The organism is Desulfobulbus elongatus DSM 2908 (assembly GCF_000621145.1).
GTDB lineage: Bacteria > Desulfobacterota > Desulfobulbia > Desulfobulbales > Desulfobulbaceae > Desulfobulbus > Desulfobulbus elongatus.
On the sequence record NZ_JHZB01000029.1, the window covers coordinates 24,395 to 50,658 of the forward strand.

At 52.6% G+C, this 26,264-nt stretch carries 22 protein-coding genes and 1 pseudogene; 7 read left to right on the forward strand and 16 right to left on the reverse strand.

The window, feature by feature from the left end; genetic code table 11:
- Positions 1–280 precede the first annotated feature (280 nt).
- From Q362_RS0113435 to galU, 12 genes are all read right to left on the reverse strand, one after another.
- Positions 281–1,279 (reverse strand): radical SAM protein, encoded by a 999-nt coding sequence (locus tag Q362_RS0113435; RefSeq protein ID WP_028319110.1) that lies wholly within the window; start codon positions 1,277–1,279, stop codon positions 281–283.
- Positions 1,280–1,291: 12 nt separating this feature from the next.
- Complete coding sequence (locus Q362_RS0113440) at positions 1,292–2,491, reverse strand: glycosyltransferase family 4 protein (RefSeq protein WP_028319111.1); 1,200 nt, start codon at positions 2,489–2,491, stop codon at positions 1,292–1,294.
- Between the two features lie 31 nt (positions 2,492–2,522).
- Positions 2,523–4,595, reverse strand: a complete 2,073-nt coding sequence (locus tag Q362_RS0113445) for a beta propeller repeat protein (protein WP_028319112.1) — start codon at positions 4,593–4,595, stop codon at positions 2,523–2,525.
- A gap of 10 nt (positions 4,596–4,605) precedes the next feature.
- A complete protein-coding gene (locus Q362_RS0113450) occupies positions 4,606–5,655 on the reverse strand; it encodes an acyltransferase family protein (RefSeq protein ID WP_028319113.1) in 1,050 nt (349 codons plus the stop codon).
- Entirely contained in the window at positions 5,624–6,943 is a 1,320-nt protein-coding gene (locus Q362_RS0113455) for a polysaccharide pyruvyl transferase family protein (protein ID WP_028319114.1), read from the reverse strand. The genes Q362_RS0113450 and Q362_RS0113455 overlap by 32 nt, the downstream gene beginning before the upstream one ends.
- Before the next feature lie 11 nt (positions 6,944–6,954).
- A complete protein-coding gene (locus Q362_RS0113460) occupies positions 6,955–8,271 on the reverse strand; it encodes a polysaccharide pyruvyl transferase family protein (RefSeq protein ID WP_028319115.1) in 1,317 nt (438 codons plus the stop codon).
- A complete protein-coding gene (locus tag Q362_RS0113465) occupies positions 8,249–9,547 on the reverse strand; it encodes a lipopolysaccharide biosynthesis protein (RefSeq protein WP_028319116.1) in 1,299 nt (432 codons plus the stop codon). Before Q362_RS0113465 ends, Q362_RS0113460 begins: the two co-directional genes overlap by 23 nt.
- Positions 9,548–9,609: 62 nt before the next feature.
- Positions 9,610–10,803: a Coenzyme F420 hydrogenase/dehydrogenase, beta subunit C-terminal domain gene (locus tag Q362_RS0113470; RefSeq protein ID WP_169737427.1), complete on the reverse strand. Its 1,194-nt coding sequence runs from the start codon at positions 10,801–10,803 to the stop codon at positions 9,610–9,612.
- A 4-nt stretch (positions 10,804–10,807) separates the two neighbouring features.
- Positions 10,808–12,067, reverse strand: coding sequence for an O-antigen ligase family protein (locus Q362_RS0113475; protein WP_028319118.1), 1,260 nt, complete (start codon positions 12,065–12,067; stop codon positions 10,808–10,810).
- A 9-nt stretch (positions 12,068–12,076) separates the two neighbouring features.
- Entirely contained in the window at positions 12,077–13,186 is a 1,110-nt protein-coding gene (locus Q362_RS22900) for an LVIVD repeat-containing protein (protein ID WP_084312717.1), read from the reverse strand.
- A gap of 115 nt (positions 13,187–13,301) precedes the next feature.
- Positions 13,302–13,721 carry an acyltransferase gene (locus Q362_RS22905; protein WP_084312719.1) on the reverse strand — a complete coding sequence of 140 codons (420 nt, stop codon included), beginning with the start codon at positions 13,719–13,721 and terminating at the stop codon, positions 13,302–13,304.
- Between the two features lie 52 nt (positions 13,722–13,773).
- Positions 13,774–14,661 carry a UTP--glucose-1-phosphate uridylyltransferase GalU gene (gene galU / locus Q362_RS0113485; protein WP_028319120.1) on the reverse strand — a complete coding sequence of 296 codons (888 nt, stop codon included), beginning with the start codon at positions 14,659–14,661 and terminating at the stop codon, positions 13,774–13,776.
- A 551-nt stretch (positions 14,662–15,212) separates the two neighbouring features.
- On the opposite strand from galU, the gene Q362_RS0113490 reads away from it, so the two are divergent.
- The 6 genes from Q362_RS0113490 (at position 15,213) to Q362_RS20685 (ending at position 23,462) form a co-directional block, all read left to right on the forward strand.
- On the forward strand, positions 15,213–16,625 hold the full coding sequence (locus tag Q362_RS0113490; protein WP_028319121.1) for a sugar transferase: 1,413 nt from the start codon (positions 15,213–15,215) through the stop codon (positions 16,623–16,625).
- A 39-nt stretch (positions 16,626–16,664) separates the two neighbouring features.
- Positions 16,665–19,076: a tetratricopeptide repeat protein gene (locus Q362_RS0113500; RefSeq protein ID WP_084312723.1), complete on the forward strand. Its 2,412-nt coding sequence runs from the start codon at positions 16,665–16,667 to the stop codon at positions 19,074–19,076.
- Positions 19,077–19,092: 16 nt separating this feature from the next.
- Positions 19,093–19,719, forward strand: a complete 627-nt coding sequence (locus Q362_RS0113505) for a polysaccharide biosynthesis/export family protein (protein ID WP_051554327.1) — start codon at positions 19,093–19,095, stop codon at positions 19,717–19,719.
- 58 nt (positions 19,720–19,777) lie between these two features.
- Entirely contained in the window at positions 19,778–20,953 is a 1,176-nt protein-coding gene (locus Q362_RS0113510) for an outer membrane beta-barrel protein (RefSeq protein ID WP_028319124.1), read from the forward strand.
- 66 nt (positions 20,954–21,019) lie between these two features.
- Positions 21,020–22,591 carry a GumC family protein gene (locus Q362_RS0113515; RefSeq protein WP_157470127.1) on the forward strand — a complete coding sequence of 524 codons (1,572 nt, stop codon included), beginning with the start codon at positions 21,020–21,022 and terminating at the stop codon, positions 22,589–22,591.
- A gap of 79 nt (positions 22,592–22,670) precedes the next feature.
- Positions 22,671–23,462, forward strand: a complete 792-nt coding sequence (locus Q362_RS20685; RefSeq protein WP_051554328.1) for an AAA family ATPase — start codon at positions 22,671–22,673, stop codon at positions 23,460–23,462.
- An 85-nt stretch (positions 23,463–23,547) separates the two neighbouring features.
- Here Q362_RS20685 and Q362_RS0113525 read toward each other — a convergent pair whose 3' ends face one another.
- The gene (locus Q362_RS0113525; RefSeq protein WP_028319126.1) at positions 23,548–24,672 is read right to left on the reverse strand and encodes a metallophosphoesterase; all 1,125 of its coding nucleotides are present in this window, start codon (positions 24,670–24,672) and stop codon (positions 23,548–23,550) included.
- 20 nt (positions 24,673–24,692) lie between these two features.
- Here Q362_RS0113525 and Q362_RS23685 point away from each other — a divergent pair, with 20 nt between their 5' ends.
- On the forward strand, positions 24,693–25,301 hold the full coding sequence (locus tag Q362_RS23685; protein ID WP_157470129.1) for an STAS domain-containing protein: 609 nt from the start codon (positions 24,693–24,695) through the stop codon (positions 25,299–25,301).
- Positions 25,302–25,378: 77 nt separating this feature from the next.
- On the opposite strand, the gene Q362_RS0113535 is transcribed toward Q362_RS23685, so the two are convergent.
- The 3 genes and pseudogenes from Q362_RS0113535 to Q362_RS20695 all read right to left on the reverse strand — a co-directional run.
- Positions 25,379–25,792 carry an ATP-binding protein gene (locus Q362_RS0113535; protein ID WP_245590230.1) on the reverse strand — a complete coding sequence of 138 codons (414 nt, stop codon included), beginning with the start codon at positions 25,790–25,792 and terminating at the stop codon, positions 25,379–25,381.
- A gap of 6 nt (positions 25,793–25,798) precedes the next feature.
- Positions 25,799–25,933: a hypothetical protein gene (locus Q362_RS24745; protein ID WP_281172890.1), complete on the reverse strand. Its 135-nt coding sequence runs from the start codon at positions 25,931–25,933 to the stop codon at positions 25,799–25,801.
- Between the two features lie 43 nt (positions 25,934–25,976).
- Positions 25,977–26,264, reverse strand: a pseudogene (locus Q362_RS20695) (hypothetical protein); the annotation flags it as partial.

Here is a 26,264-nt window from a genome sequence, read left to right on the forward strand (position 1 = left end):
TACGGAAGAGGCAATCGGTCAATGACTGCCAGCCGTCGGGATCGATTCCCCGTTCCCGACGGCTGGCCGCTCCATGTATGCACGGTTCATCACCGGGCAGCAGGTGTGACACTGCCTTTATACCTGTTTACTGTTTGTTTTTTGTTATGGTTGTATCGGTCTTTGTTTAAGGCCGCCAAACGGGCCATCCATGCGGAGTTGACAGCATGGATGCGCACCAAGTCCGGGTGGATTTCCGTCATGTGGCACGTCCGCGGGCGATCCGGGAGAATCGGAGTGGTCATTCGCCGATGGGATCGAGGCAATGCGGCTTTTTTTTGTTCAGCAGAAGCCGCAGTTTGTTTTTCAGGACCCAGCGGGCCGGCACCGCGATCCGCTTCCGCATGGCCGGGGCGGCGGAACCGATCATCCAGCATTGCTTGGGGCAGCCCGCCACCCGCCTGCGGATCGCCTCCGCTCCGGGCCCCTGCCAGATGTCGGCGAATTCCTGTTCGTGCAGATTGCCCATGATCATGGGCTCGTCGGAGCCGTTGCAGGGCAGGACGTTGCCGGCCGGATCGACAAAGAACATGTCCGTTCCCACCTCGCAGGGCAGGGCACGTTTTTGCCCCCGTGCCTTGCGGGCCAGGCCCATGTTGAAATAGGCCCTGAACCAGTTCTTCGGCCTGCCGGTCTTCAGCAGTTCGACGGCCACCCGCTCGAACGCCCGGGCCACCGCTTCGGAGTCGTCGTAGCGGTTGGCGGTGGTGTGGAAATAAAAGGAATTGTGGGTGGTGGCGGTGGCGAATTCGAGCCCCATGGCATTGGCCAGCCGGTACAGTTCGATCAGGTCGCCGGCGTTGCGGTTCGACACCGTCATGCCGAAGCCGATGTCCGCGATTCCCATGCCGTGCAGCGTGGTCAGCGTCCTCAGGCCGTGATCGAAGCCGTCCTTGATGCCGCGCAGCTCGTCGTTGGCCGCGGGCAGTCCCTCGATGGAGACGCGGATGCCTATCTTGTTGCCGAACCGTTCGAAGATCCGGATGGTCCGGTCGGTGAAATACCCGTTCGAGCTGATGACCAGCCGCTTGGTTTTGGGCAGGGCCCTGGCGACGATCTCCCCGATGTCGGCCCGCAGAAACGGTTCGCCGCCGGTGATGTTGATGAAGCTGAGGCCCTCCGGCAGCTTGTCCACCAATTCGGGGGAGAATTCCTCGTGCCAATTGCTCGGGTGCTGCCAGGTGTTGCACATGTAGCACTTGGCGTTGCACCGGTAGGTGACGATAAGACAGGCTTCCATGGTTCCAGCTCGTTATCTGAGAAGATTGGTATAGATGTTCAACAAGTCGCGATTGTGCCGGGCGAGCGAATAGGATGCCTCCAACGTGCGTCTGGCGGCCTTGCCCATGGTTGTCCGGAGGTCGGGGTTGGCGGCCAGTTCCTTCATCCGTGCGGCCAACTCCGCCGTGTTGCCCATCTCAAAGAGGAAACCGGTTGCACCGTCCTCGATCTGTTCGGGAATGCCGCCGATCCGGCTGCCGATCACCGGCTTGCCGAACGCCATGGCTTCGAGCACCGTCATGGAGCAGTTTTCATACCCTTCCGATGGTACGACGACAAAAGCGGCGTTGGCGATAAGCTCGTTCAATTCCGCTCCGGATTTGTAGCCGAGAAATTCCACCTCGGGAAAGCAGGCGGGCAGCGACGCCAGCAGAGGGCCGGTGCCGACGATCTTCAGGGGAAATGCACCGGCAATGGCCCTGTAGGCTGCAAGGAGGGTGGCGACCCCTTTTTGTTCGGCAATCCTGCCGAAATAGAGGGCGTATCCCCGGTCGGAATACGTGGGGTGGAGCGCTGTGGTCTCTATGCCGTTCGGCAGCACTCTGATGCTCTCCCGCGCCACCCGCCGGCCGACCAGATCGGCCAGAAACCGGCTGGGCGCCAGAAAAAGATCCACTCCGGCATAGCTCCTGCGCCATTTGTGGAAATACGCCTCCAACGCAAGCAGCACCTCTTTGCCGCGACTGCCCTGGCAGTTGCGGGCGAGCGGCTTCCAGAACGAACGGCCGTTGCAGGCGGTGCAGATCGTCTCGCCGCACAGGGCCAGATAGGAGGGGCAGATCAGCTTGTAGTCGTGCAGGGTGAGCACCACTTTCACGCCGTGCTGCTTCAGCACGGGAATGATCGACGGCGTCAGTTGATGGTAGATGTTGTGCAGATGGGCGATGTCGGGGCGTTCTTGCCGGACGAGCCGCCTGATCGCCTGCACGGCCTCGCGTGAATGGACGAAGGCCAGGCCGGTCTTCAGCTTGCCGGCAAGGCCCCGCACGCTCTCGTAATCGATGGGATCGACGAAGAAATCGGCATGGGATGAAGCGAAATTCCTGGGGTCCTGCATGGAAAAATCGACCACGTCGATTCCCTGTTCCTGAAGGAAGGCGCGTTCCTGGAAAAAAACCCGCTCGGAACCGCCGTTCAGATGGAAGAATTTGTTGGCGAAAAGGATTTTCATGGGTGCGGGAAGTGCGTGCCGGGGCGACGGATTAGCTGACCAGGCACCAGGTGCCGAACGAGGTGCCGATATAGACGCTGCTGTCGAAGGGGTTGATCCTGATGGCGAACACCGTGATCCCCTGGGCCAGATTGAAATTCGCCGCCTGCCAGTTCATGCCGCCGTCCGAGGAAACGAACACGCCGTTGCCGTTGCCGTAACCCAGGGCGCGGCGTCCGGCGTAGACCAGTTCCGGCCGGTTGGGGTCGTAGCAGACGCACTGGGTGTACATGGTGCCGAAGGCATCTTTCGCCAGACCGTGGCGGTGGTCGCGAAGCTCTACCTGCTGGCCGTCAATGCGATAGATCCCTCTGGTCGTGGCGAGCAGCAGTGTTTTCGCCGGGGTGACGACCATTTGGATGATGCCCCGTGCCGAGATGCCCAGCTCCATTTCGGGGAAAAAATGCTCGCCTCGGTCGCGGGAAACGAGAAGGACGGTACGGCCGGCAGTTCCTTCCCGCAGGGCATACAGCATCTCTCCGTCAGGGGAGATGGCCCGGACGGTTTCGGACAGTCGCCGCCAGGTATGGCCGTGATCGTTACTGGCAAAAGGGCCGGCGTACACCAGACCGGGTATTGCGGGGTGAAACGCTACAAAGAGATGAGAGTCCGTCAATTCCGGAAAGGTGTGGAATGTTGTGCCACCGTCATGGCTGACCGTCAGGCCCTTCTTTTCCCAGGCCCCGAATCCGGCGACGATGTGTTCGCCGCTCACCGCCGTCGCCGAGACGGACTTCGCACCGTGGATGCGCGTGGTTGCCAGTTCGGAAAAGGTCTGCCCGTTATCGGTGGTCTGCCAGAGGCCATGGTCGGTCAGGCCGAAGAGCATTGTTCCGGGGGCAGGGAAGACGATGTCGGCCATCCGGGCGCCGGTGAAACCGCTACCTGAAAAATGCCAGGTCGCGCCGCCGTCCTCGGTACGGATGATGCGCGCCCGGCCATTGGTCACATGCAGGCAGGTCTTCGGGTCGGTCGGGTGCGGGGCGAAAGGGCTGGAGTAGTAAAAGCCGGGAGACACCAATATTCCTTCCGGGTCGACGGCCTGGGGACTTTTCCAGGTGAGGCCGCCATCGTCGCTTGCATGAGGCGGCTGGGCGCTGATATTGGCCCGCAGATAGAGGCTGTCGCCATCGACGGGACTCGCCTCGATGTCGGTGACATCCAGGGTCGCAAAAAAACGGCCGATTTGCTGGACCGGTGGGGAGAAATTCCTGCCGCCGTCGCCGGAAGTCGCCACTCCCGCAAGCCCGAGGGCCACGTGCACCTGTTCCGGTTTGGCCGGACTCACGGCGATGGAACGCGGGTAGGTGGGCAAGCCGGTGCCGATTCTTTCCACGGCGCCATGGGCGAATTTCCAGAACCCCTGCGGCGAGGCAAGCAAAACGTCTCCCGGTCCCTTGGGATCGAGCACCAAGGCGTGTAAATCGGTCTCCCTGCAAGGCGTGGTGTTCCACGTTTCTCCGCCGTTCTCGCTTTTCAGCAGGCCTTCGCTGGCCGAGGCACACCAGATGCCGAGGGTTCGGTCCCGGGTCGCATTTGGAGTCCCGGAAGGGTCAAAAGCAAACAACGAACCCTTTGCAGCCTGCTTGTAGAAATCGGTTGCTCGCACCATGCGCCAGGATTCACCGCCATCGGTGGTCAGGTAGATGCCTTGGCATCGGTTGGGATAGTTGGCGGCCTCGTCGGCGTTGAATCCGAGAAATCCGGCGGCCACGACAACCTGCGGGTTGAGAGGATCAACGGCGAGGGACCGGGCGCCATAGGCGAGAAATCCTTTGTATTTCGGCTCCCAACTGCGACCGCCGTCATTGGACCGCCACACGCCCGACTGGTCCACGCTCAGGTAGGCAATCTCCGGGTTGCTCGGGGCATAGGCCAGGGCGTGCACATACTGAAAACCGTCGCCGCCGGCTATGCCCAATTCTTTCATCCGTTTGGTGGTCAGCGGCAGGCGCTGCCACCGCGATGCTCCGGCTTCGGTTTTTCTGATCGGGAAGACCGGCCAGGGCATGGCCGTGGCGCCAACAGCAAAAATGCATGTTGCAATGAATTCGCGTCGGTTCATGATATTCCTGTCATTTTTTGGTTTCTGTGAGAGCCGGAATGATTTTCGTCGGTTTCCGACCCAACAGCAAAGCATGGCAGAGGGGTATCTGCTGTAACACGATTCCCAAAGCTAATGGCAGCAGGCAACCTAAGATAACCCAGGTTCCAAAACCGATGAACGAGCGTTGGAGATCAAATTTATATATCAGTTGTTTGATGAACACGAAAAATGGCATATGAAAAACAAAAATAGTAATGGAATGAACGCCAAGATATTTTATGATATTGATACCTGTTGGATTGAGGCGGGCAATTATGTTGCTTATTTTTATTGCGGTTATACTTCCGAGCACTCCTGTGATAATTTGAAAAAATGGTTTGTATGTATCTATGAGCACAAAATTAGGTATAAATAATATAATCGCACATAATAATATTAAATAGTTCCGGTAACTAAATCGGATATCATTAACGATGCTGGAAATATATATGCCGATGACGAAAAAAACATAATTGCGGGCAAATTTTCCTGCCGCTAAAAAATGTATATCGTCTACCAGAGGAGAACATATTTTTATGATAATTGCAGCGATCAAAATATGAAATATACTTAATTTCAATATATTGTAACTGAGTGCTGTAAGGGAAGAGCAGCAAAAAAGCACGAACAAAAACCAGAGAACTCCTGATGGCGCCCGGTCCGATGATTGAAAAAGAAAAATACCATTGAGCATTTCATATAATGTTGGAGTTGCCAGCAGATTTTTTGGGGTGATCAAGTTCAAGGCCATAAAGGCCATGGAAAGACAGAGGAAAGGAACAAGAATACCTCTGATCGATCGCATAAGCATAAACTGCAAGTCGTTTCTTTCAAGGAGTCTCCTCTGAAGGGAACCGGAAATGATAAAAAAGAGCGCTATGTGAAAGGAATAGATAACTTGATTCGTTAGTTCCAGATTGGTTTTGAAAAATGCTTGATCCATACGCTGGTCAGCGTGTGCCCAGACAACAAGAATTATGGCTAAGCCACGGGCGATATCGAGGTGATCAAGGCGTTTTTTCGGCACAGTCTCTTTCATCTGTTTTTCCAGCATAATATTCGGGAAGCCGGGCCATTTCCGCCTTGAGGTTGGCGCTTTTGGCGGTGATGTTGCTTTTGAGTATCTCCCGGGTCACGCTCCGGTCCGCCCAGGCGCGTTCCATGAGGGCTCGTAGGTTGTCCGTGGTGACCTTGTCGATATCCACGGTGTATTCGCCAAGTCCCATCAGACGCATGTACTCCTCGAGCTTGAACTGATAGTTGATGGCAGCGGTCGGCGTGCAGATGCCGGTGGAGAAGATGCAGGCATGCATGCGGGTCACCAGGCAGAGATCGAGCAGTCCCATGATGCCTTTCATCTGCGCCGGGCTGTAGACCCGGCCCAGGATTGTCGCTTCGTCCTTGTTGCGCATCAACGCCATGATGTCGCGGGCGGCGGCCACGTCGTCCTCACGGCACCCTTCGACGAGTACGTTGGTGGCGATGAACAGCACCCGCACGCCTTTCTGGCCGATGAATTCGTCGGCCACGGTGGCAATGGCCCGTTTATATTCCTCGTACCCGCTCGTCCCTTGCGCCTTGATATAACTCCAGCGCATCACCGACATGCCGACGAGCGGCTGCTCCCTTTCCGGCACGTTGAATTCGTTCAGCAGGCCCCGGGCTTCCTCGGGATCGACGGCCGGTTGCAGGACCGCCACGTCACAGGTATTGACGATCACCGGGCCTGAAATGCCCATCTCCTTGACGATTTCACCCGATTTCTGGTCGCGCAGAAAAAGCACGTCGCATGTATTCAAGATTTTTTTCGACAGGAATCGTGTCGCTCTGAAATGGAAGGGGCCGATGGTTTGGGGGAAAAGGACAAGATATTTTTTGTACGTTTGCACCACCCACAGCATGTACAGGGAGAAGAGAATGGCCTTGTAAAAGTTGTCGTTGATCCGTTCCGCTCCGACACTGACAACCATGTCAGCCGCCTTGATTTTTTGGATCGCGGCCAGGGTGTCGGCATCGAACGTGTAGAGCGATTCCGGCAGAGGCAAGCGTTTGCCTCGCAGAAAAACGGCCAGCGCATGCATGGTCATCCACAGGCCGGTCCTCAGCAGCCACATCATTTGCCTGGGCCGGGATTGTCCCAGCGGCAGGGAGATCAGTTCATGGGCGCAAGGCAACCCCGTCAATTTGTGGATCGACTCCGGCGTCTGCGCCAGCACTTCGATGTTGGCGCCGGGAAAGTTTTCTTTGAGGAGGCGGACAGAGTTTTCCACCAGTGCCCCGGAACCTATGTTGGCGGCGGAGTAAGCCTCGATGATCAGAATGTTCATGCGGTCCCCTTTCAGCGCGCCGCGTTTTTTTCGAGAAGGCGCATGGCGGTTTCGCCGTGCCGGTAGGTGTCGTTTTTTATGCCGTCGATACGGCTGGCCAAATGTGCGCGAACTTCCTGCCGGTGCTGCCAAAGAGCAGCGATTGTCGCGATGAGGGTATCGGCATCGATGGCGTCGATGTTGTAGACATACTCCTGCATACCCAGCATGGAACCGATGATGCCGTGACACCTAAAATCGCCGTCATGGCTGATCAGAAGCGATGGCACGGCCGCACAGACGGCATCGATGGTGAAGTGCAGACGGGTGCCGATGGTCATGTCCAGGCATGCCGCCATACCCTTCAACTCCCGTGATGAATACTCGTTGCGCACGATGATGATTTTTTCCGGATGCAACGCTCTGTCGCGGATCATGCCGGCGGTGATGCGATCGTCCAGGATGGGGGAAGGGCCAATGGAGTGGGGGATGAACACCACCGTGGCTCCAAGCGTGCCTGTCACATAATTCGTCGCGGCCACAATCGGAGCCAGAGCCCTTTCCCGCCGGTTTTCGAGCACTTGGCCGGGAAAGGCGAAATCCAGTTTTCTCTGGCTGACGGCCATGCCCACCAGGGGCTGATTTTCCGGGACACCCTCAGACTGTAACAGCGCCCAGGCCTCTTCCTTGCCAATGGTCGGCGCGATGAAGGCCAGATCGGGAAAGACCGATACAGGCACATGGTCCGCGGTTACACCTATTGCAGTGAGGTACGCCTTGGATAATTCTTCGCGCAGGGTAATGCTGCCCAATCGTTTGGAGGTATGGGCCACCCAACGGTCGAGCAGGCGCGTCTTCAGGCTGGTTTTGTCCGTGTTCTTCCGTCTGACCGTGGCCGCGTATATGATGGCCGGCTTTCCCATGAGCCTGAACAGCAAGGCCTGGGTACCGTGATACAGGGGGCTGTAAAAACTGTCATGCGACATGAGAACAAGGTCTGCATCGACATAGGCTTTCCAGGCGGGACCGGACATGAGCCCGGCTGCCCTGGCTCCGATCACTTTGTATGACAGTCCGAAGAATACATGTTTGAGGACAAAGGAAAGGTAACCCCACAGTTTGGTGGTTCGACTCCCTTGGCCATCGAGCATGTGGGCCGGCGTGACGCCGTTGGAGTCCACCACCGTTGCTTCGCCGGCATAGTTGATGCGATCGAGATCCGGATACAGTGAAAACAGGGTGATAGTTATGTCGCCGAACGGCCGGAGAGATTCTCGCAGGCCGTAAAACAGGGCGGCTTCACCCTTGTTGTGGCTGGGGATGTCTTCAGGAATGAGGATGTTGGTCATGGTGTTTTGCAAGCGTTGGAGAGGTGGAGTCGGGGCGGAGCCGAATGGACGGATGTTTGCGCAGCAGGAAATACAGCAGGCCGCCTGCCGCCAGGCTGTTCGTGACCAAGGCAAGGGTCATGGCTGCCGCGGCCCCTGTCATGCCCCAGAGGGGGATGAGGTGGATGAACAGAACAAGTGCCAGCAGCATTTTCCCCGCCTCGAGCAAAAAGCGAATCTGGGGCAGATCCAGGGAGTAATAGAGAAAGGACAAGGGCAGATAGAGAGAACTGAACAGATAGCCCAGCAGGAGGATGCGCAGAGGTTGTGCCGCCGCCGCATACTGAGGACCATAGATGATCGTGATTGCCAATGGAGCGGCGATTTCGAGCAGAAAAATGCCGAGCAGAATGATGGTCACCGGTCGGGCCGAATCGACAATGTACTGTTTTAAGGTGGCGCCATTTTCCAGGGCCTGCATGGCCCTGGGAAGGAAAACGGCGCTCATCGAACCGGTGACCACGGCGATGATCATGGTGAATTGGGCGGCCACGCTATACAGGCCGAGCGTGTTCAAATCCAGGTATCTGGTCAGCATCATGCCGTCGATGCGGGGAAAGGTGTAAGTGGCGAGAGCCGTGAAGAAGATCCATTTACCGAAGCGGGTCATTCGTTGCATGATCTCCGGCTCGAATGTCAAGAGCTGCGGGGTGGAACGCAGCAGGATGACCATGCTGATGCCTGCCGTCAATGCCGAGACGCCCAGGTACAGCGAGATGACAGGACCGACTTCCCGGATGGGGGTGACCAGGAAAAGGAACAGCAGGCCCAGGCAGGTGATCGCGGTATACAGCCCTTGCAGGACGGCGAATCGGCCGAATTTTTCCCGAACCTGCAGGGAACTGGCGACGCTGTTCATGACGGAAAGAAGTGAGCCGCAGACGAGGCCGAGGCAGAGCAGTTCCGATATGTCCGGTTTATGGAAGAATTCGACCGCCAGCAGGTGGCCGGCCGGCCAGGCGCTGAGAAGCATCAGGCCGCAGTAGAGGATTTTCATCTGCACGTTGGCCCGCCAGTAACTGGCCGCCCTTCCGGTCGTCTCTCCGCTTTTTGCGAATTTGACGAAGGTGGTGTCAAAGGCCTGGGGAATGACCCAGGCAGAGAGCATGACGATATAAAAAAAGCTGAACTGGCCGAACCCCTCGCTGCCGAGGAAGCGGGCGATCAGGACATTGTTGGCCAGGGCGAGCACCCTGGCCATGCCGGTGCCGCAGAGCACCGCGAGGTAGTCTGCCATGGAGCGGTTCGATGAACGGTTCGATGCGCCCCATGGGAGGAGCGCGGCTGCCTTGAGGGGCTTCATTCACGCTCTCCCGAAACCGGTATCAGGTGCAGGGGGTCGGGCAGATGGGCAATGACCTTATAGAGCACGCCGGGAAGCCTCCACTTGTTCAGGCATCGTTCCAGGACGGTGGTCTGGATTCGTTCAAGGTGGCCGCCGAGGGCCACGCGGCCCGGCACGTTCCGTCCCTGGTAGAACCTGATCAACCGGGCTTTGCGCTGCAGGTTCCGCCAGTCGATCGACCTCTTGATATCTGCTGGTGCCAATCGTGGTTCGAAGTGCAGGTGCGGTGTCGCGTGCAGCAGAGTGCTTCCTGTCGCTGTCCAGGCAATGGCCATGGTCTTGCCCGCCGTGTCGCATGGCTCCAGGCCCCAGGGGTCCGCCAGGGTGATGTCTGCCTTGTAACCGAGCGGATTGGGACAGAAAAGGCAGCCGGGGACACGCCAGAGCCTCTTGCCGAAGGGAATTGCGGCGGCCTGCTCCCACTCAAGAGAACGGTTGTCGACCGTAACCCGGCCTGGCCAGCCATGACCCCGATAATCCACCCGATCCGGTTTGCCCGGCTCGGCGAGTCCGAGTCGTTTGCCGGCAAACCGGGTGAACCCCAGATGTTTTTGCTGCTTGCAGAGGATTGCGATCCGCAGGAGCGTCTCGACCCGGCCCTTGAGCAACTTTGTGGCGGCAAGGAGTTGGCAGGTTGTCCCCACAATCGCCATCGATTTGATCGTTCCTGTGAAACGGAGATGTTCGAGGGCCGTGATGGGCAGATACATGGAGGATGCCACTTGACCGGCATCGAGATGTCCACGGATCAGGGCGCCTGCCGCCCAGGGGGATTCCTTCTGCCGCATCAGGGTGTAGACTGCCTCGCACTGTCCTTCGCTCAGGCAGCCGGCGAGAAGAGCCCTGGCCGCGCCCCCGGAAGACGCCGCCTGCCGAATCCGTGTATCCGCATGCCAGGCGAGTCCGGCCTCTTTCATTGTTGGCCAGATAGTGTCTTCCAGGCGAAGAGAGGGCAACTGATGGGCCGGGCAGACCCTGACGCATGCGCCGCATCGAGTGCATTTTTCAGGAGCCACGCGGATCGTCGCCAGGCCATCCTGATCGACGGTTGCCGCCAGCGCGTTGTCCTGACAGGATGCCAGGCAGGCGCCGCACTGGCAGCAGCGTTCTTTCCTGAACACGATGGAGCCTGATGCAAGTGACAGCATGGCGTTACTTCGTAGCCGTCTCAGCCTGGCGCGCGAGGGCGTCGGCTTTGTGCCCCAATGCCAGCAGGCCGGTGAACATCGGAAAGACGACGACATTGTAGATGATGTTCTGAAAAAACGAGAGGCTGGCAAAGTAGAAGATGGCCACCAGGAGAGGATAGTTGATCTGCCAGAGGCGGTATCGATCCCGGAAAATATTGTCGACGATGTTGTGCAGATGAAACCAGATGTACGCCAGAAAGGTCAGAATGCCCCCCTCAATGATAAGGCGGATGTAATCGTTGTGGGGGGCATAGGCTGCCCCGATTGTCCGGGTGAGAATTGGTTCAATGGCACCGATGCCACTCCCGATCAGGGGATGTTCCCCGATGAGGGGAAACAGTGATTGCCAGGCGGCAATCCGTCCGCCCAGCGTGTTTTTCGTGCCGAACTCGGTTGCAACGGTCAATTCCATGAACCGTTGATAGAGAACAGGACTGGCCGCGAGCAGCACCAGGAGACAGAGGCCGATCAGGAGCGGAACGTTGATTGTTTTCCGATACAGTGGCGCTGCGGCCAGCAGGGCCGCGAGGAGGCAGATCCAGGACCCCCTGTTCAGTGAAAGGACCAGGCTGGCGATCAGCGAAAGAAGGAACGAACCCACGAGCCACCTGCGCCTGGGCGAGTTGCCGCGAAAGAACAGCATGAGTCCGGCGCAGATGGCGATACAGAGGAATTCACCGTAGGCATTGTATTCCATCAACAGGCTGTCGACACGACGTCCTGCGTAATAGGCTCCTTTCCAGGCATGACCGGTGGCGGTGACGAACTGATAATATCCGTACAGCATCGGGATGATGGCGCAGAGCAGGTAAATCCAGAGCAGGCGGTTTATGGACCGGTCGTCTTTGATGCTGTTGTACACTAGGATGTACAGGCTGATGGCGGTACATATTTTCAGGCAATGCCCCAGGGAAAGCACATAGCTCGGAGTGGTGAGGAACGAAAGCGAAGAAAAATAGAGGAGGAGATAGATGGGCAGGATATGCCGGGTCAGGATGATATAGTTTGCTTGCCACAAACGGTTGGTAAACGCGATTGCGATCAGAATGATCGGGAGCACGGCGGAAAGAGGAACCGAGCCGGCCAGGCTATAGCCCAGTGAAGCATAGGGTTGGATGAGCGGCCGGGTCAGCAGGTACCAGGACACCGATCCCATGGGCGAGAAAAACAGCAAAAGAAGGATGGCGGCAAGAGAGCCGACAACTGCTTGGGCAAAAAGCATGGAGGCTTCTCACCGCAGCCGATGCCGGGTTCTTGCCAAGAGACTGCTTATCCCGGCCAGGAGCAACAGTGCGCTCGATGGCAGTGGCACGGCAGTGTACTCCGATATGTCGAAGACATGTATGCCGTCGTAGCCGTCGGCGATGTACAAGCGATTTCCATGCTGGGTGACACCCCAGGCATACCCGACCGTGTCGATGGTTTCGGCAATTTTGATATCAAAGGGATCGGATGTGTCGATGATATAAACACCATCATAACCGTTGGTGACCGCGGCATACCTTGCGTTGATCATCTTGATATCAAGCGGAGGTGAGTCGTTCCCTTCCATGTAATTGATTGGGAGCAGGAGCTCCGAAGCGAAAACGGGATTGACCGGATCGGAAATATCCAGGCTCTGAATACCGTAACGTTGGGCGATAATGAACGCAAAATCACCTTGTACGGCGACATCCCAAACCCCTGGATACGCAGTCTGAGGCTTATTGTAATACCCGGCCATGGTCATGGAGGCCGGATCTGAGATATCGACAATGGCCAAACCACCCCAAGGGTTGGCCACGTAGGAAAAATTATCTTTAAAAGCCATGCCTTGTGCTTCCTTGGGGTATGTTTCATTAGGAATCTTGATCCTCCCTATTTCTACCGGCAGAGTAGGATCTTGAATGTCAAAGGCAACCATGCCGCCACTAACCTCGCCCATGAAGAGTATTCCGTTGTAAATTGCCAATGTGTTGGATTTATCTTCGGGGAATATTCTTGATAAAAGATTCGGAGATGAAGGGTCCGATATATCGTAAGTCAGAACTCCGCCTGTTCTGTCTGTCATATAGAGAAAGTTATTATTTTGTAGAACATTATATGTGCTTCTTCCCTGGACATAATCTGGAGTGATCGTTTCTTTCAGGATAATGTTGCCGGGATCATTCAGATATACTATCTGAAGTCCATTGAATCCATTGGCAATATAGCCATAGTCTCCATTAATTGTAATATCACGTGAAAATCCTCCTTGATTGAAAGAGCCAATATATTGTGATGCTTGGGATTGTTCGCTAAATAATACCATTGATATGGTTATTATTGTAAATAATTGTATATTTTTTATTTTGTTATTCATGTTTGCGTTGTCTCCGTATCCTTGATTTTATTTTTTATTGTAAATTAATTTTTTTTAAAATTATTTTAACTTTGTCTGGATGTTTTGTGAGCAATTGAATGTTAGTTGCATTTAATTAATGTATAGGGTTGTATGTTTTAATTAATTTAGCAGGATTTCCTGTTGCTATTGTATATTGTGGTACATTTTTTGTGACAACTGCTCCTGCTCCTATAATTGCTCCATCTTCAATTCTTATTCCGCTTAGTATTATTGCATTCATTCCTATGAATACACGATTTCCAATTATTGTAGTTGTGTAATGTTCTGATTTTCCCTTTAGGCCTAATTTGTATTTTGCCCAATCATGAGCCAGTATTTTTGCTCCATTGCCGATAAGGCATCTGTCGCCAATAATAACTTTTGCTTTTTTGCTGGTATCTATCCAAGCTCCAAAGCTTATTAACGTATTTTTGCCAATAGTCACTCCTCTTGCCCTGTAATACCAGCAGTTAGATTGACGAATTATGGTGATGATTTTAGAAAGTAGTTTCATGGATGATTTTAAAACAGCACATTCGATGTTTTTTAGGTTCCTCGCTTGTCTGTCAATTCCTGAGCATGCCGTTGCTCATCATGGTCTGCTCAAGAAAAGGGAGCAGTTCACCGCGAAGTTCCGGTCGTTCCAAGGAAAACGCCAGGTTGGCCATCTGCCAGCCGGCCTTGTCGCCGCAGTCGAAACGCTTTCCCTCGAACCTGAAGCCGAAAATGGGCTGCTTTTCGAGAAGGATGGACATGGCGTCCGTGACCTGAATTTCATTTCCCGCGCCCACAATCCCTTTTCCCAGAATATCGAAAATTCTCGGAGTCAGGATATAGCGGCCGATGATGGCCAGATTGGAGGGCGCGTCTTCCTGTTTCGGTTTTTCAACCAGACCCCTGATCCTGACCACGTCATCCAGCGCGCCTACAGGGTCGACGATGCCATATCGGGAGGTGTCTGCCGGATTGACCTCTTCGATGGCGACAATTGAGGCCCGCAGGCGGTCGAATTGGTCCATCATCTGGGCCAGCACGGGCACATCGGACTGAATGACATCGTCGGCAAGCAGCACGGCAAAGGGTTCGTCTCCGATGATGTTTCTGGCGCACCAGATGGCATGGCCAAGCCCCAACGGCTCGTTTTGTCGCGTGTACACGATGGTCCCCGTGGTCGGGACGACAGATGCGACAATTTTGAGCAGCAGATCCTTGTGTCGTTCCCGCAGCATGTTTTCGAGCTGATACGATCTGTCGAAATGATCTTCGAGGGCGCTTTTTCCCTTGCCGGTAACGAAGATGATCTCTTCGATCCCCGAAGCCAGCGCTTCTTCAACGGCGTACTGGATGATCGGCTTGTCGACCAGAGGCAGCATTTCCTTGGGCATGGCCTTGGTTGCCGGCAGGAATCGGGTCCCCAGGCCGGCGACCGGAAAAACGGCTTTTCGAATTTTCATCGTCGATCCAAAGTGGTTGAAGTGTCCGTGGGGTTCGCTGTTGAGCTTCCGGAGCGTGTCCGTCGAAAACCCGTACCGCCCGCGTCATGAGATAAAGAATGAGCCAACGTGCTGCCGTAAGCAAATACGTTGGTGAGCCGGCCTGACGGCTCCCGATATAACCACTGAATTGTTTTGATCAGGTGATGATTCGGCTAGAAGAAAATTTGAGTGTCTGGAAAGTTGCAAACCGGCATCTGGAAAGTGCTGTCCAAAACCGGCTGACAGCAATGGCAGTATTTCCTGAACCTGTGATTTTATGCGGTATTCTGGGAATGATTTAGTCGGTGTGCGTTGATAATGCCGAATAATAATACAAATAAAATTATTCTCTAACAGAACTGAAGTACAAATCTCTCGCTCTTCAGCCGCATCTCGTCCGGATCATGTTTCTCCGGCACAGCGTACTCGGATACTTGTCAGACAAGAGTGCGGGAAGGCTTCATCGCCCCCAAATCAGCGACCGGCCCGGGCAAAGGATCAAGAGGGCGTCGTCAGGACATGCCAACGCCATGTTGCAGCAACAGGTTTACATCATAAACGTCGTTCTCATGGGCCTCGACGCCCTGTTGGTTATTGCCGCGGGGTATTCCGCCTATTACGGCTGCATTCATCTGGGCGGCGTTTTCGGGGTCGAGCCCCTGCCGGACCAGTTTACCCTGCTGACCTCCATTGTCGGAGTGATGTTCATCAACAACTATTTTTTTGGCTCCCTGGGCCTGTATGGTGACAAGGCGCCTGCGAGTTTGGTCACGGTTGTCTTTTCCGTCTTCAAGGTCGTTCTCGCTGACTTCCTGTTTCTGAGTTCGACTATTTTTTTCTACGAACCGACCCGTTTCCCGCGTGGGTTTCTTTTTCTGTTTTCGGTTTCTACTTTCGGGTACATTTCAATATTACGTGTTTTTTCAACACGTTATATTGTGAAAGATGCGCGGGGTAGCCACCGGTCGCGGAAGATGCTCATCGTCGGCGACCGGGAAAGAGGGATGGTCGTATCCCATGCACTACGTAAACAGATGAGCTGGGGACACGATGTCGTTGGCAGGTTGTGCGAAAATGCATCTGGGCAATGTGACCCCGACTGTCTGGGAGCGATAGAAATGCTGGAAACAGTGCTCCGCGAGCGGCCCGTCGATGAAGTCGTTTTTGCCCTGCATGGCGACCGAAGGACAGATTTGCAGAAATATTTACAAATTTGCAGGAAGATGGGGGTGTCGGTCAGGATTCTCCCCGCGCTTTGGAATCCTGGTGAATGCTCGATGACCGTCGAACGGTGTCAAGGGATACCGTTCATCAATCTGCAGGCCGGCAGTTTCAACGCCAATGGATTGCTTTATAAGCGGATTCTCGATGTTGTCGGCGGCGCTGTCGGCTTTCTCGTTCTTGCCGGTGTTTTCCCCTTCATTGCCGTGGCGATCAAGCTCGATTCACCCGGACCTGTCATTTTCCGCCAGAAAAGGAAAGGTCAACATGGCAGGATCTTTGAACTCTATAAGTTCAGGACCATGTATGAGAATGCCGAGGAAATGAAAAAAGAGCTGATGGGCAGGAATGAGATGAACGGGCACATGTTCAAGCTGGAGAATGATCCTCGCGTGACCAAGGTCGGGAAATGGTTGCGGACCACTTCGCTCGATGAATTGCCGCAATTTCTCAACGTGCTGAAGGGTGAAATGAGCCTTGTGGGAACGCGCCCTCCCACCATTCAGGAAGTGGAAATGTATCAGCTTGAGCATTTGAAGCGAATAGCTGCCAAGCCAGGTATCACCGGATTGTGGCAGATTTCCGGGCGAAATAAGATCAAGGATTTTGAAAAGGTTGTCGAGCTTGATTGCCAATATCTTGATAATTGGCATTTTTTTCAAGATATTAAGATTCTGTTGAAGACAGTGATGGTGGTCTTGCAAAGAAAAGGCGCGTTGTAAGTCGATTCACTCCAGGGAAATGACACGATTTGGGAAGGGATGGATATGATATATGGTAAATTGAAACAATTATCGTTGTTGGCAATTATTGTTGTTTTAATTTCTTCATGCTCAACGACTGAAGAGAAAAAAATAAGTTTTTATGAAAAGGGAAAAAGATTGTATGATCATGGGGATTATGTCAAATCAAATATTGAATTGACCAATGCTTTGCAGCTTGATCCGAACTTTGCCGATGCATTTTATATGAGAGGTCTTGTTGAGATCAAAAGAAATAATCCACAAAAAGCTTTTGAAAATTTTAATAGCGCAATAGCAAAAAATCAAAATCATATTGATGCTCATATAGAATTGGTTAAACTATTTCTTGCGGCTAAGATGAAAGAAAAGGCTGAAGAAAAGATTGAGTATATTCTTAAATTGGATCAATCTAACAAAGATGCTCGCTATCTTAAGGCGAGAATATTGCTTGTAGATAAAGATAAGCAAGGATCTTTGGATATACTTCAACAACTTATATTAGAAAATTATAGGAATAGATATGTATATCAATTGATTGCGTCCATATATCTTGAAGATAAACAGTTTGATATCGCCGAAAAAATTCTCAATGAAGGCATTGACGTAAATAAAGATGCCATTGAACTCAAGGCACTTTTGGTCAATGTTTATGATATGCAAAAACGAACCGAAGATGCCATTGATTTGATTAAAACACTCATTGAGATGGAACCGGATAAGGAAATGCACAAAATAGCATTTGCCCGGCTCTTATGGAAAATTGACCGCAAAGATGAAACTCAACAATATCTTGATACGATTCTCGCCAACGATCCTGCCAATATTCACTTATGGAAAACAGTTATTTCTTTCTATTATTCTTTGCGTGAAGCGGCCATGGGCGAGAAAGTCTTGCGGAAAGGCATTGCTGTCAACGATAAAAACTTCGAATTACGATTTTTTTTACAGCAAGCACTGTTCCAGCAAGGAAAATTGGACGAGGCATTGCATGTTTTGCAGGAATGTCTGGAGCTTGATAACAATCCGGCATCCCCGGATATAATTACTACCAGAATAAAAATCGCAGATATTTATTTTTTGCAAGGAGCGATCGACGAAGCTGAACAGCAGGTTCTTTTTGCGTTAAAGGAAAATCCCAAAAGCATTGAAGGGCATTATTTGAAGGGCCGCATCGATTTGCTTGCGGGCAGGTTTGATGACGCTGTCACCGAATTCCGTCAGGTCGTCAGTGAACGGCCCGATTTCGTTGATGCATATCTCCGCCTGGCGGAGGTGCTTGTTCGCAACAAACAACAGGATGTGGCGATTGCGACGCTGCAAACGGCTGCGAAAGCCAATCCTGACCATGGCCAACTACCCCTTGTCCTGTCGAGATTATACAAAATGAAGGGTGATCTCGTCAGCGCGGAAAAGGTGCTCCGCGACATCATCGGCGTGCATCCGGACAACCAGCGGCTCAAGGTTGAATTGGGAAACTTTTATGTTGAACAGGCCAGATACAGCGAGGCCGAGGCGATCTTCGCGGAAGTGATGGAGCAGGCGCCCGACATTGCTGCCGGTTACGTGAGTCTTGGATATCTCTATGCGCGCCAGGGCGGCAATGAAAAGGCGGCGGCAACGATCCTGCGCGGCTACCAGGCGAACCCCGACTCGCCTCTGCTGCTGGAAGAACTGGTCAAGCGCTACCTCGCTCTCAACAGAAACGACGATGCCGTCAAAGCCTGCCAGGAAAGAATTCGGGAGAAACCCGAGGATGTCGTCGCCTACAACCTGCTCGGCCGCGTCCACATGGTGCGGAAGGAATTTGCCAGGGCCGAGGAGGCCTTCGCCAAGGCGGTCTCCCTGCAACCGCAATGGCAGGATCCGCATAACAATCTTGCCACATTGGCCCTTGTGCAGGGCAAGGTCGATGCCGCCATTGAAAAACTGACCGCAGGGATCGCCGCCGACCCGAAAAACGGTTCCGCTTATCTGACGTTGGCTGCCTTGTATGAGAAGAGCGGCGATCTGGCCAAAGCCATGCAGGTGTACGAGCAGGCATTGACGGCGTTGCCGACGAACTGGGTGGCCGCGAACAACTTGTCTTTTCTGCTGAGCGAACAGGCCGCGGACGAGGAAACGCTGAAGCGAGCCTTGAAACTGGCCAAGATGGCTTTGAAAATGAAACCGGAGAGCGCTTCCGTGCTGGATACGGTCGGCTGGGTGTATCTGAAGCTTGGTGATTACGAAAAGGCGGAAGGGTTTGCGGCAAGGGCCTTGGCGCAAAACCCCGAACATCCCGTCATGAACTACCATCTAGGTGTGATCCTTCATCAGATGGGCAAGAGGGATGAGGCCAGGGAAAGGTTGAGGAAGGCCGTGGAGGGCGGAGGCGACTCGGATGCACCCTGGCGAACCAATGCGTTGGAACTGTTGAATCTTCCGTCGTGAAAGCATGGGGCGACAAATGATGACCAAAAGCATCAAACATGCTGTGTGCGGTTTTTTGAACGTTGTGATCCCGGCTCTTTGCCTGCTCTGTGCGACGCATGTCGTCGGCGTTGCCGACGATACGTCCGCACAGACAGCAACAACCATTCCTATCGACGATGAATACATCATCGGTGCCGGCGATGTTCTTGAAATCATGGTCTGGGGCAATGCGGAACTTTCAAAGACGTTGCCGGTGCGCCCGGACGGCAAGATTTCCCTTCCCTTGGTGGGGGACATCGTGGTCGAGGGCAAAAAGGTCAGGGAACTCACGGGGCACCTGCAAGAAATGTATGTACGGTATGTCACTCGTCCGACAATCACCGTTGCGGTGCAACAGGTCAACAGCATGAAGATCTACGTTATTGGCCGGGTCAATGCTCCGGGGGTGAAGCTGATAACGGATAAGACAAACGTGTTGCAGGCATTGGCCATGGCATCGGGGTTGAATCCTTTTGCCGAAGGCGATGCAATAAAGATTTTTCGAACAGAAGAGGATGGCACCACTTCCATTATCGATTTCGATTACGATGAGGTAGCGCGCGGACGTAACTTGCAGCAAAATATTTTTCTGAAACGGCGAGATGTCATTGTTGTTCCTTAATATCGTTGTCGCCGATAAAGAAAGATGCAGCAACAGGTGCGCACGAGTTCGGAACAATATGCCACTGTTGTTGGCATTGATCGTGATCGTTGCTCTTGATCATTGCAATGCAGAGAAGACGGTCGCAGCTGAATCTGTCGTTTCTCCTTCTATATCCCTGGGAACAAAATATAGCGACAACATCTTTTTTTCTGCGCAAGATGCTGAAAGTGATTTTTATACCGTTCTCACTCCGGCCGTACAGCTCTTGCAGCGTAACGAACGAGGCGAGCTGGCTGTTAAAGGAAAAGTCGATTCCTTTTCCTATGCTGACAACAGCAGCCTGAACAGTCTCGATTCCGAGGTGTCCGCCAACGGCTCCTATGCGCTCAGTCCCCTGTTTTCGTTCAACGCGTCGAGCCTGCATAAAGTCGATTCCCAGGCAGACCGTGAAATTGCTTCTTCAGGACTTATCTCGACCAATTCAAAACGCGAGCAAAATCGCGAATCTCTTGGACTCGAATGGGCCCTTTCGGAAAAAACCGTCGTGGGGAGCCAGGCTTCCTACAGTACGATGAGGTACGAGGATAAAGATTATTCAGACATGAGATCGGGAAGTTACAATCTGAGTGTCAGAAGTGACCTCAGTCAGTACCTTTCCGAAACGACCGGTTTCGTGGATCTGGCCCAACGTCGTTATGATTATGAAGGGTCGCAGGTGAGCGATTACACCACCGTCACCATTGGATTGGAAAAAAAACTGAACGAACAATACAGCATTCTGGCCTGGGTCGGGCCGTCGCTCATCGAGACGGACTATGACAACCCTTATCTGCAGGCAGATAAGGAATGGGGGGTGACGGCTCACTGTTCCGTTGATGCGGAATTTGAAACATCCTCCTTGAGGCTGTCCCTGACCAACGAAGTCGCCCCCGACAACTTCAGCAACACCACTGTCGAAAGGACGACCGTAGGAGGAGGATGGTCAAAACAAGTTTCGGCTGACATGAGGATCGGAATATGGAGCAGTTATTTTCTCAATGAATCGTCCGGGAGCGATGCCGTTTTCAATAGAAATTCCGGGAAAAAAACACTGAATATTTTACCAAGAATTACATATAAAATTTCTGATAATTTTACTGTTGAAGCTGAGTATGGTTATTCTCGCGTAGAATATACGGATTACGATAGCAATATAGAAAGAAATAGTTTTTTTATCAATTTTATATGGGGAATTGATAATATATTAAAATAATTTTTAATAAAATTTTTGATTTTAATCGGATAAAAAATAGTTGAAAACTTATTTTGAGGAATAAAATTGGAAAATAAATCGTTACGTATGCAAGATGTTGTATTGATAATTAAGAGAAGAAAATTTTCCATCATTGTTCCGTTCTTTTTTGCAGTTATATTGGCAACAATCTTGGTGTTTGCTCTTCCTCCCGTTTATTTGTCTTCCTCGACTATACTTATTGAGGACCAAGAAATACCAAGCGATTTTGTGAGGACAACTGTTACCAGTTTTGTGGAAAAGCGTCTTCAGGAGATTAAACAAAAGATAATTAGTACATCGAGGTTACAGGAGATTATAGATAAGTATGAATTATATGCTGATGCAAAAAAATATAAAATTAAAGAAGAGATTATTGAAAATATGAGAGACGACATCAATCTTCAGTTAATTAATGCTGAGGTTATTGATAAGCGTACTGGAAGAAATACAAATGTCACGGTGGCTTTTACCTTATCCTATGAAGGTGAAAATGATCCCGTTAAGGTTCAACGTGTTGCCAGTGTGCTGACATCTCTTTTTCTGGAGGAAAATATCAAGGTTAGGGAGAGGCAAACGAGAGAAACTTCGATATTTTTTGAAGAAGAAAAAAACAAGATAGAGAAATCGATTTATGAAATAGAAGCTGAAATTTCCTCTTTTAAAGAGAAACATATCAATGAATTACCCGAGTTGATGCAAGTCAATACCCAGGAATTGCATCTCACGGAAATGAATATTGAGAGATATCTTGAACAGCTTCGTAGTCTTAAGGAGAAAGAAGCTTCTTTCATCGCGCAATTAAGCTCAACTTCGCCACAGCTTGCCGATGAGGAAAGAATGAGTAAGTTGATGCTTGAATTAAATCGGCTTAAATCTTTATATTCTGATGAATATCCTGAGATCATTTATTTGAAGAAAGAAATTGATGAATTGGGTAAAAGAACAAATTGTCAAATAAATAAAAATAATATTTCCAATACTGTTGGCAAACCAACGAATCCTGCATATATAAATATTGCATCTCAATTGAGCAGTGCTCAATCTGAAATTCAATCTGTAAAGCAGCAAATTGCCAATTATGAAAAGAAAAGTAATTTATTGCGTGAATATATCAAATCTACCCCAGTCGTTGAACAGGAATATCGAAAATTGCTCATGGAGCGGGACAGCCTTAAAATCAAATATGACGATCTCATGCAGAAATTTATGGAAGCCCGTGTCGCGCAAGGGCTTGAAAGCGATCAGAAAGGTGAACGCTTCACCTTGATCGATCCGGCTCTGCTCCCTGAAAAGCCCTACAAGCCGAACAGGCTTGCTATTTTTATCATCGGCATAGTTCTCGGAATTGGTTGCAGCATCGGCTTGACGGCCATTTTAGAGATTACCGACGATACGATTCGTGATGCGAGACAATTGAGTCTACATGCGAACGTTCCGGTTCTATCCGTTATTCCAGTCTATTATAATGCAAGAGAAACTGCGGAGCAGAAGAAACGCCGCAATATACTCATGATATCAGGCCCGGTTGGCCTGGTTGTTGTTCTCCTGATTTTTCATTTTTTTGTGATGGACCTTTATGTATTTTGGGCAAAGGCAATGCGTAATCTGACTTTTTGATGAGTTTTCTGAGCCGAGAAGTTGGTGAGAACATGAGCCGTGCCGACAGTCCCATTGCAGAATTGAGGAAATTGACATTATGAAAACGGATGGTTTCGTGGAGAAGGCCACAAGAGATGCCATTGCAGGGAACTCATCTGGATCTTTCGATCTCTCAGGCGAACTCCCTCTCAAACGGCAACCTTTCATGTATTCTCTGACCAAGCAGGTCGTTGTCGATAAAAAAAGGTTCAAGGAGCAACATTTGGTCGCTGCGTATTCAGAGGATCCTGAGTCCGATGCATACAAAATCCTTCGAACGCAAGTGCAGCAGCGGGCAAAAATCCAGGGCTGGAACACGATCATGGTGACCAGTCCGCGTCCAAGGTCTGGAAAAACAGTGAGTGCTGTCAATCTCGCTCTTTCAATGGCCCAGGAGTTTCATCAGACCGTCATGCTGGTGGACTGCGACCTGGCCAAGCAAGGCATCCATACGTTGCTGGGGTACGAAAGCAATCGGGGCATTGCCGATCATCTTTTGGAAAACATACCGCTGTCTGATCTCATCGTTTGTCCGGGGATAAGCAAGCTGACGGTGATCTCTGGCGGCAAGACCATCGGCGGTAGCACGGAACTGCTTGGTTCCGCGAAGATGGGGCAGCTTGTGGCAGAAATGAAAAACAGATATCAGAATCGCTACATCATTTTTGATGTCCCCTCCTTGTTGGAAGGTGCGGATGCCATAGCCTTCCTTCCCTATGTCGACGCTGTCCTGATGGTCGTCGAGTCGGGCAAGACGTCGATGACGGACTGCACGACCGCTGTGCAGCTCGTTCCGCAGGAAAAATTGTTGGGATGTGTGCTGAACCGCCATGCAGCCATTTCCCGCTGAGCAGCTTTTCCCTGAAATGCCCTGCTTCCCCGGGCCGCTCAATACGGCTGGAACCGTCGGGAGTTCGACCTGCCTCCACGGCCATCTATTCGGCACGTAAAACAATGCGTGTGATTTCCGACGGTACGCCGAGCCGGCAGGAAAATCCTGCCCAGATGCCGGTTCCGGGACTGACATAGAGTTTCATCCCGTTCACATCGTACAGCCCATTGACGAATCCTTCGTTGAAGGCCGCTACGAGCGGCTTCAAAAAGAACAGATGACCGCCGTGGGTATGGCCTGAAAGCTGAATATCAGCGCCGATATTATCGGCGGCACCGCTCGGTTGGTGAGCCAGCAGAATTCGCACCGCATCCGGCGCCCCCTCAAGGGCCTTGCGCGCATCCGGTCCATGACCGCCGAATCGCAGTGCTCTCGGGTCGGGTATACCGGCGAGCACCAGTTCGGCACCGTTGACCGACACGGTCCTGTGCTCATTCTGCAGCATGTCCACGCCCAATTGTCGAAAAACAGGCAGCCATTGTTCGGCCTGAAAATAGTACTCATGGTTGCCGGTCACGCCGTACACGCCATAGTGCGCGCGCAGATCGCCAAGCGGAGCGATGTCCTGCTCGAGTTCCCCGGGGGAACCGTCGATCATGTCGCCGGTCAGCACCACCAAGTCAGGAGCAAGGGAATTGGTCTTCCGCACCACCTCGGCGAGCCAATCCTTTTTCAAGAGAAGGCCGATGTGAATATCGGAAAGTTGGATGAGCGTGAAGCCATCCAACCTGTCGGATAATCCCGCCACGGGAATTTCCACGGTGCGGACGTCCGGAACCCGTATCGACTGCCAGGCCCCCCATCCACCCAAGATCAGAGCGGCCATCACTATCCCCGTGTCCCTGACAGCGGCCGGGAACGGCAAGCGCCATGACGTTCCCAGGCAGCGACTGATCCACAGCAGCAAGGTCAGGCCATCTCTGGTCAAGAGCAGGAAAAACAGAAGCACAAAAACGGCATACAGGACTTCCATGGAAAGAAAAATCGGTAACGGCAGGCGGGGGGCGAGAAAGGAGCCTCCGATTTTTTCGTACAAGAAATATTTCTGGCTGACGACAAGCAGGACGATGCCAGCCGCCACTTTGACAGAAAGGCGGCAGGGCAGGAAAGAAATCAGGCTTACCGCTATGTAGAGAAGCAGAAACAGGGAGGAAATAACCAGGCGCATGGGGATTCTACTTCTTCTTCTTGCGTATCGGAGGGGAAAAATCAGAGGGGAGAAAAGGACTGTTTGAAGTGAGGGCGCCACTGCGCAACGTTGTGCATGTCGTGGAAGCACCCTCCGGTCGGAAGGCGGAGGCGCTGCAAATTCAGAATTTCCATTTTCAACTCAGACGAAACACGATATGGTGGGCAAAGGAAAATCAGCGGACAGTCCGATCAATTTTCTCACAAGATGGATTGATGCGGATCGTTGCCGCTTTAAATTTTCTGCGGCAGTTTTATCCTCTGGAGCAATGCATGCAAATTGGTGTTGAACATAAAAACGGATTTATCGTCGCCACGATCGCCGGCAAGATTGATGCAACCACCTCACCGGAGTTCGAAGACCGGATGATGAACCTGATCGACGATGGCGCGAAATACATCATTCTCGATTTGGGCGAGGTGCCCTATCTGAGCAGTGCCGGTTTGCGCATCCTGATACTGCTCGCCAAGCATTTATATGGGACCGGCCAGCTCGCCCTCTGCAACGTGCGGGAAACCGTCGACGAAATCATCAGCATGGCCGGATTCAAAAACTATATGCTCTTTTTCTCCACCCGCGAGGATGCGGAAGCCAACATCTTCAATTGACCGGGGCGCGTCGCGCTTCTCGATCCCCCCGTTTTTTCTCCGAAGTCCCGCAGCCTTCCGTTTCCGGGGAGCGGCCCTCAGGCACGGTTGAAAGCCAACCGCAAAACATTCTGATTCCGCACCCGCCGGTAACTGGCGCTGTCCGACAGTTTCCGGATGAAGTGTATCCCCAGGCCGCCAATTTTTCGTTCCACGATACTCGCGGTCAGGTCCGGCTCAGGGAGCGACAGGACGTCGAAGGGGTCGCCCGTATCGGTGATTTCCAGCACAAACAGCTCGCCCTCGCCGCCACAGAGGAGAGCAACGTCCCCTTCGCCCCGGGGATAGGCATAGCGGCAGATATTCACAAAGGCCTCTTCAAGCGCGAGGAGCGCTCCAAACCTTTTTTTCGGATTGAGTCCGAAATGCACCGCCTTCTCCTCCACGAATTCCATGGCCCGGTTGAGATTCTCTATCCTGGCGGCGATGCGGAGTGTATCGAATTCCATCATGGCTCCTCAACCGGCGGTGGCGAAAATGCCGTTGTCCCGGTGTTCGTGATCCGGGGCCGCGGCGGCATCCAGCTTGGATTCGAAGGGCAGGGCACGTTCGTTTCTCCTGTCACGTTCTTGTTCGCCTGTCCGCGCGAGCATGATCGGGCTCGTCCGTTCCGGGAGCATCCGACAGTTATGCGCATCATTTGATCCTTTTGAGCGTAACAGCGCTATACTGCGGCTGTTTTCTGTTAACGGCCTGATGCATCTCAAAAACATCGTCGAATTTTGCATTGTATTTGGCGCAGCGCAGCTTGAGCACATTATTGGCGTTGTCAATCTTCCACCAGGCCCCCGAACGTTTCAGTCGCACGTGGCAGATAAACTTGTTGGCACTCTCAATAGCTCCGCTCCCCAGCGGATAACCGCCACGACGTAATTTGCCGTAGTCAATGCGCGCCTTGTTGCCCTTGAGATACCCGACAAGTTT

What these genes read in the sequence shown, in the direction of transcription:
- Q362_RS0113435 (WP_028319110.1), bottom strand. Translation starts at nt 1,279, where the DNA reads ATGGAAGCCTGTCTTATCGTCACCTACCGGTGCAACGCCAAGTGCTAC.
- Q362_RS0113440 (WP_028319111.1), bottom strand. Translation starts at nt 2,491, where the DNA reads ATGAAAATCCTTTTCGCCAACAAATTCTTCCATCTGAACGGCGGTTCC.
- Q362_RS0113445 (WP_028319112.1), bottom strand. Translation starts at nt 4,595, where the DNA reads ATGAACCGACGCGAATTCATTGCAACATGCATTTTTGCTGTTGGCGCC.
- Q362_RS0113450 (WP_028319113.1), bottom strand. Translation starts at nt 5,655, where the DNA reads ATGAAAGAGACTGTGCCGAAAAAACGCCTTGATCACCTCGATATCGCC.
- Q362_RS0113455 (WP_028319114.1), bottom strand. Translation starts at nt 6,943, where the DNA reads ATGAACATTCTGATCATCGAGGCTTACTCCGCCGCCAACATAGGTTCC.
- Q362_RS0113460 (WP_028319115.1), bottom strand. Translation starts at nt 8,271, where the DNA reads ATGACCAACATCCTCATTCCTGAAGACATCCCCAGCCACAACAAGGGT.
- Q362_RS0113465 (WP_028319116.1), bottom strand. Translation starts at nt 9,547, where the DNA reads ATGGCAGACTACCTCGCGGTGCTCTGCGGCACCGGCATGGCCAGGGTG.
- Q362_RS0113470 (WP_169737427.1), bottom strand. Translation starts at nt 10,803, where the DNA reads ATGCTGTCACTTGCATCAGGCTCCATCGTGTTCAGGAAAGAACGCTGC.
- Q362_RS0113475 (WP_028319118.1), bottom strand. Translation starts at nt 12,067, where the DNA reads ATGCTTTTTGCCCAAGCAGTTGTCGGCTCTCTTGCCGCCATCCTTCTT.
- Q362_RS22900 (WP_084312717.1), bottom strand. Translation starts at nt 13,186, where the DNA reads ATGAATAACAAAATAAAAAATATACAATTATTTACAATAATAACCATA.
- Q362_RS22905 (WP_084312719.1), bottom strand. Translation starts at nt 13,721, where the DNA reads ATGAAACTACTTTCTAAAATCATCACCATAATTCGTCAATCTAACTGC.
- galU (WP_028319120.1), bottom strand. Translation starts at nt 14,661, where the DNA reads ATGAAAATTCGAAAAGCCGTTTTTCCGGTCGCCGGCCTGGGGACCCGA.
- Q362_RS0113490 (WP_028319121.1), top strand. Translation starts at nt 15,213, where the DNA reads ATGTTGCAGCAACAGGTTTACATCATAAACGTCGTTCTCATGGGCCTC.
- Q362_RS0113500 (WP_084312723.1), top strand. Translation starts at nt 16,665, where the DNA reads ATGGATATGATATATGGTAAATTGAAACAATTATCGTTGTTGGCAATT.
- Q362_RS0113505 (WP_051554327.1), top strand. Translation starts at nt 19,093, where the DNA reads ATGATGACCAAAAGCATCAAACATGCTGTGTGCGGTTTTTTGAACGTT.
- Q362_RS0113510 (WP_028319124.1), top strand. Translation starts at nt 19,778, where the DNA reads ATGCCACTGTTGTTGGCATTGATCGTGATCGTTGCTCTTGATCATTGC.
- Q362_RS20685 (WP_051554328.1), top strand. Translation starts at nt 22,671, where the DNA reads ATGAAAACGGATGGTTTCGTGGAGAAGGCCACAAGAGATGCCATTGCA.
- Q362_RS0113525 (WP_028319126.1), bottom strand. Translation starts at nt 24,672, where the DNA reads ATGCGCCTGGTTATTTCCTCCCTGTTTCTGCTTCTCTACATAGCGGTA.
- Q362_RS0113535 (WP_245590230.1), bottom strand. Translation starts at nt 25,792, where the DNA reads ATGATGGAATTCGATACACTCCGCATCGCCGCCAGGATAGAGAATCTC.
- Q362_RS24745 (WP_281172890.1), bottom strand. Translation starts at nt 25,933, where the DNA reads ATGCTCGCGCGGACAGGCGAACAAGAACGTGACAGGAGAAACGAACGT.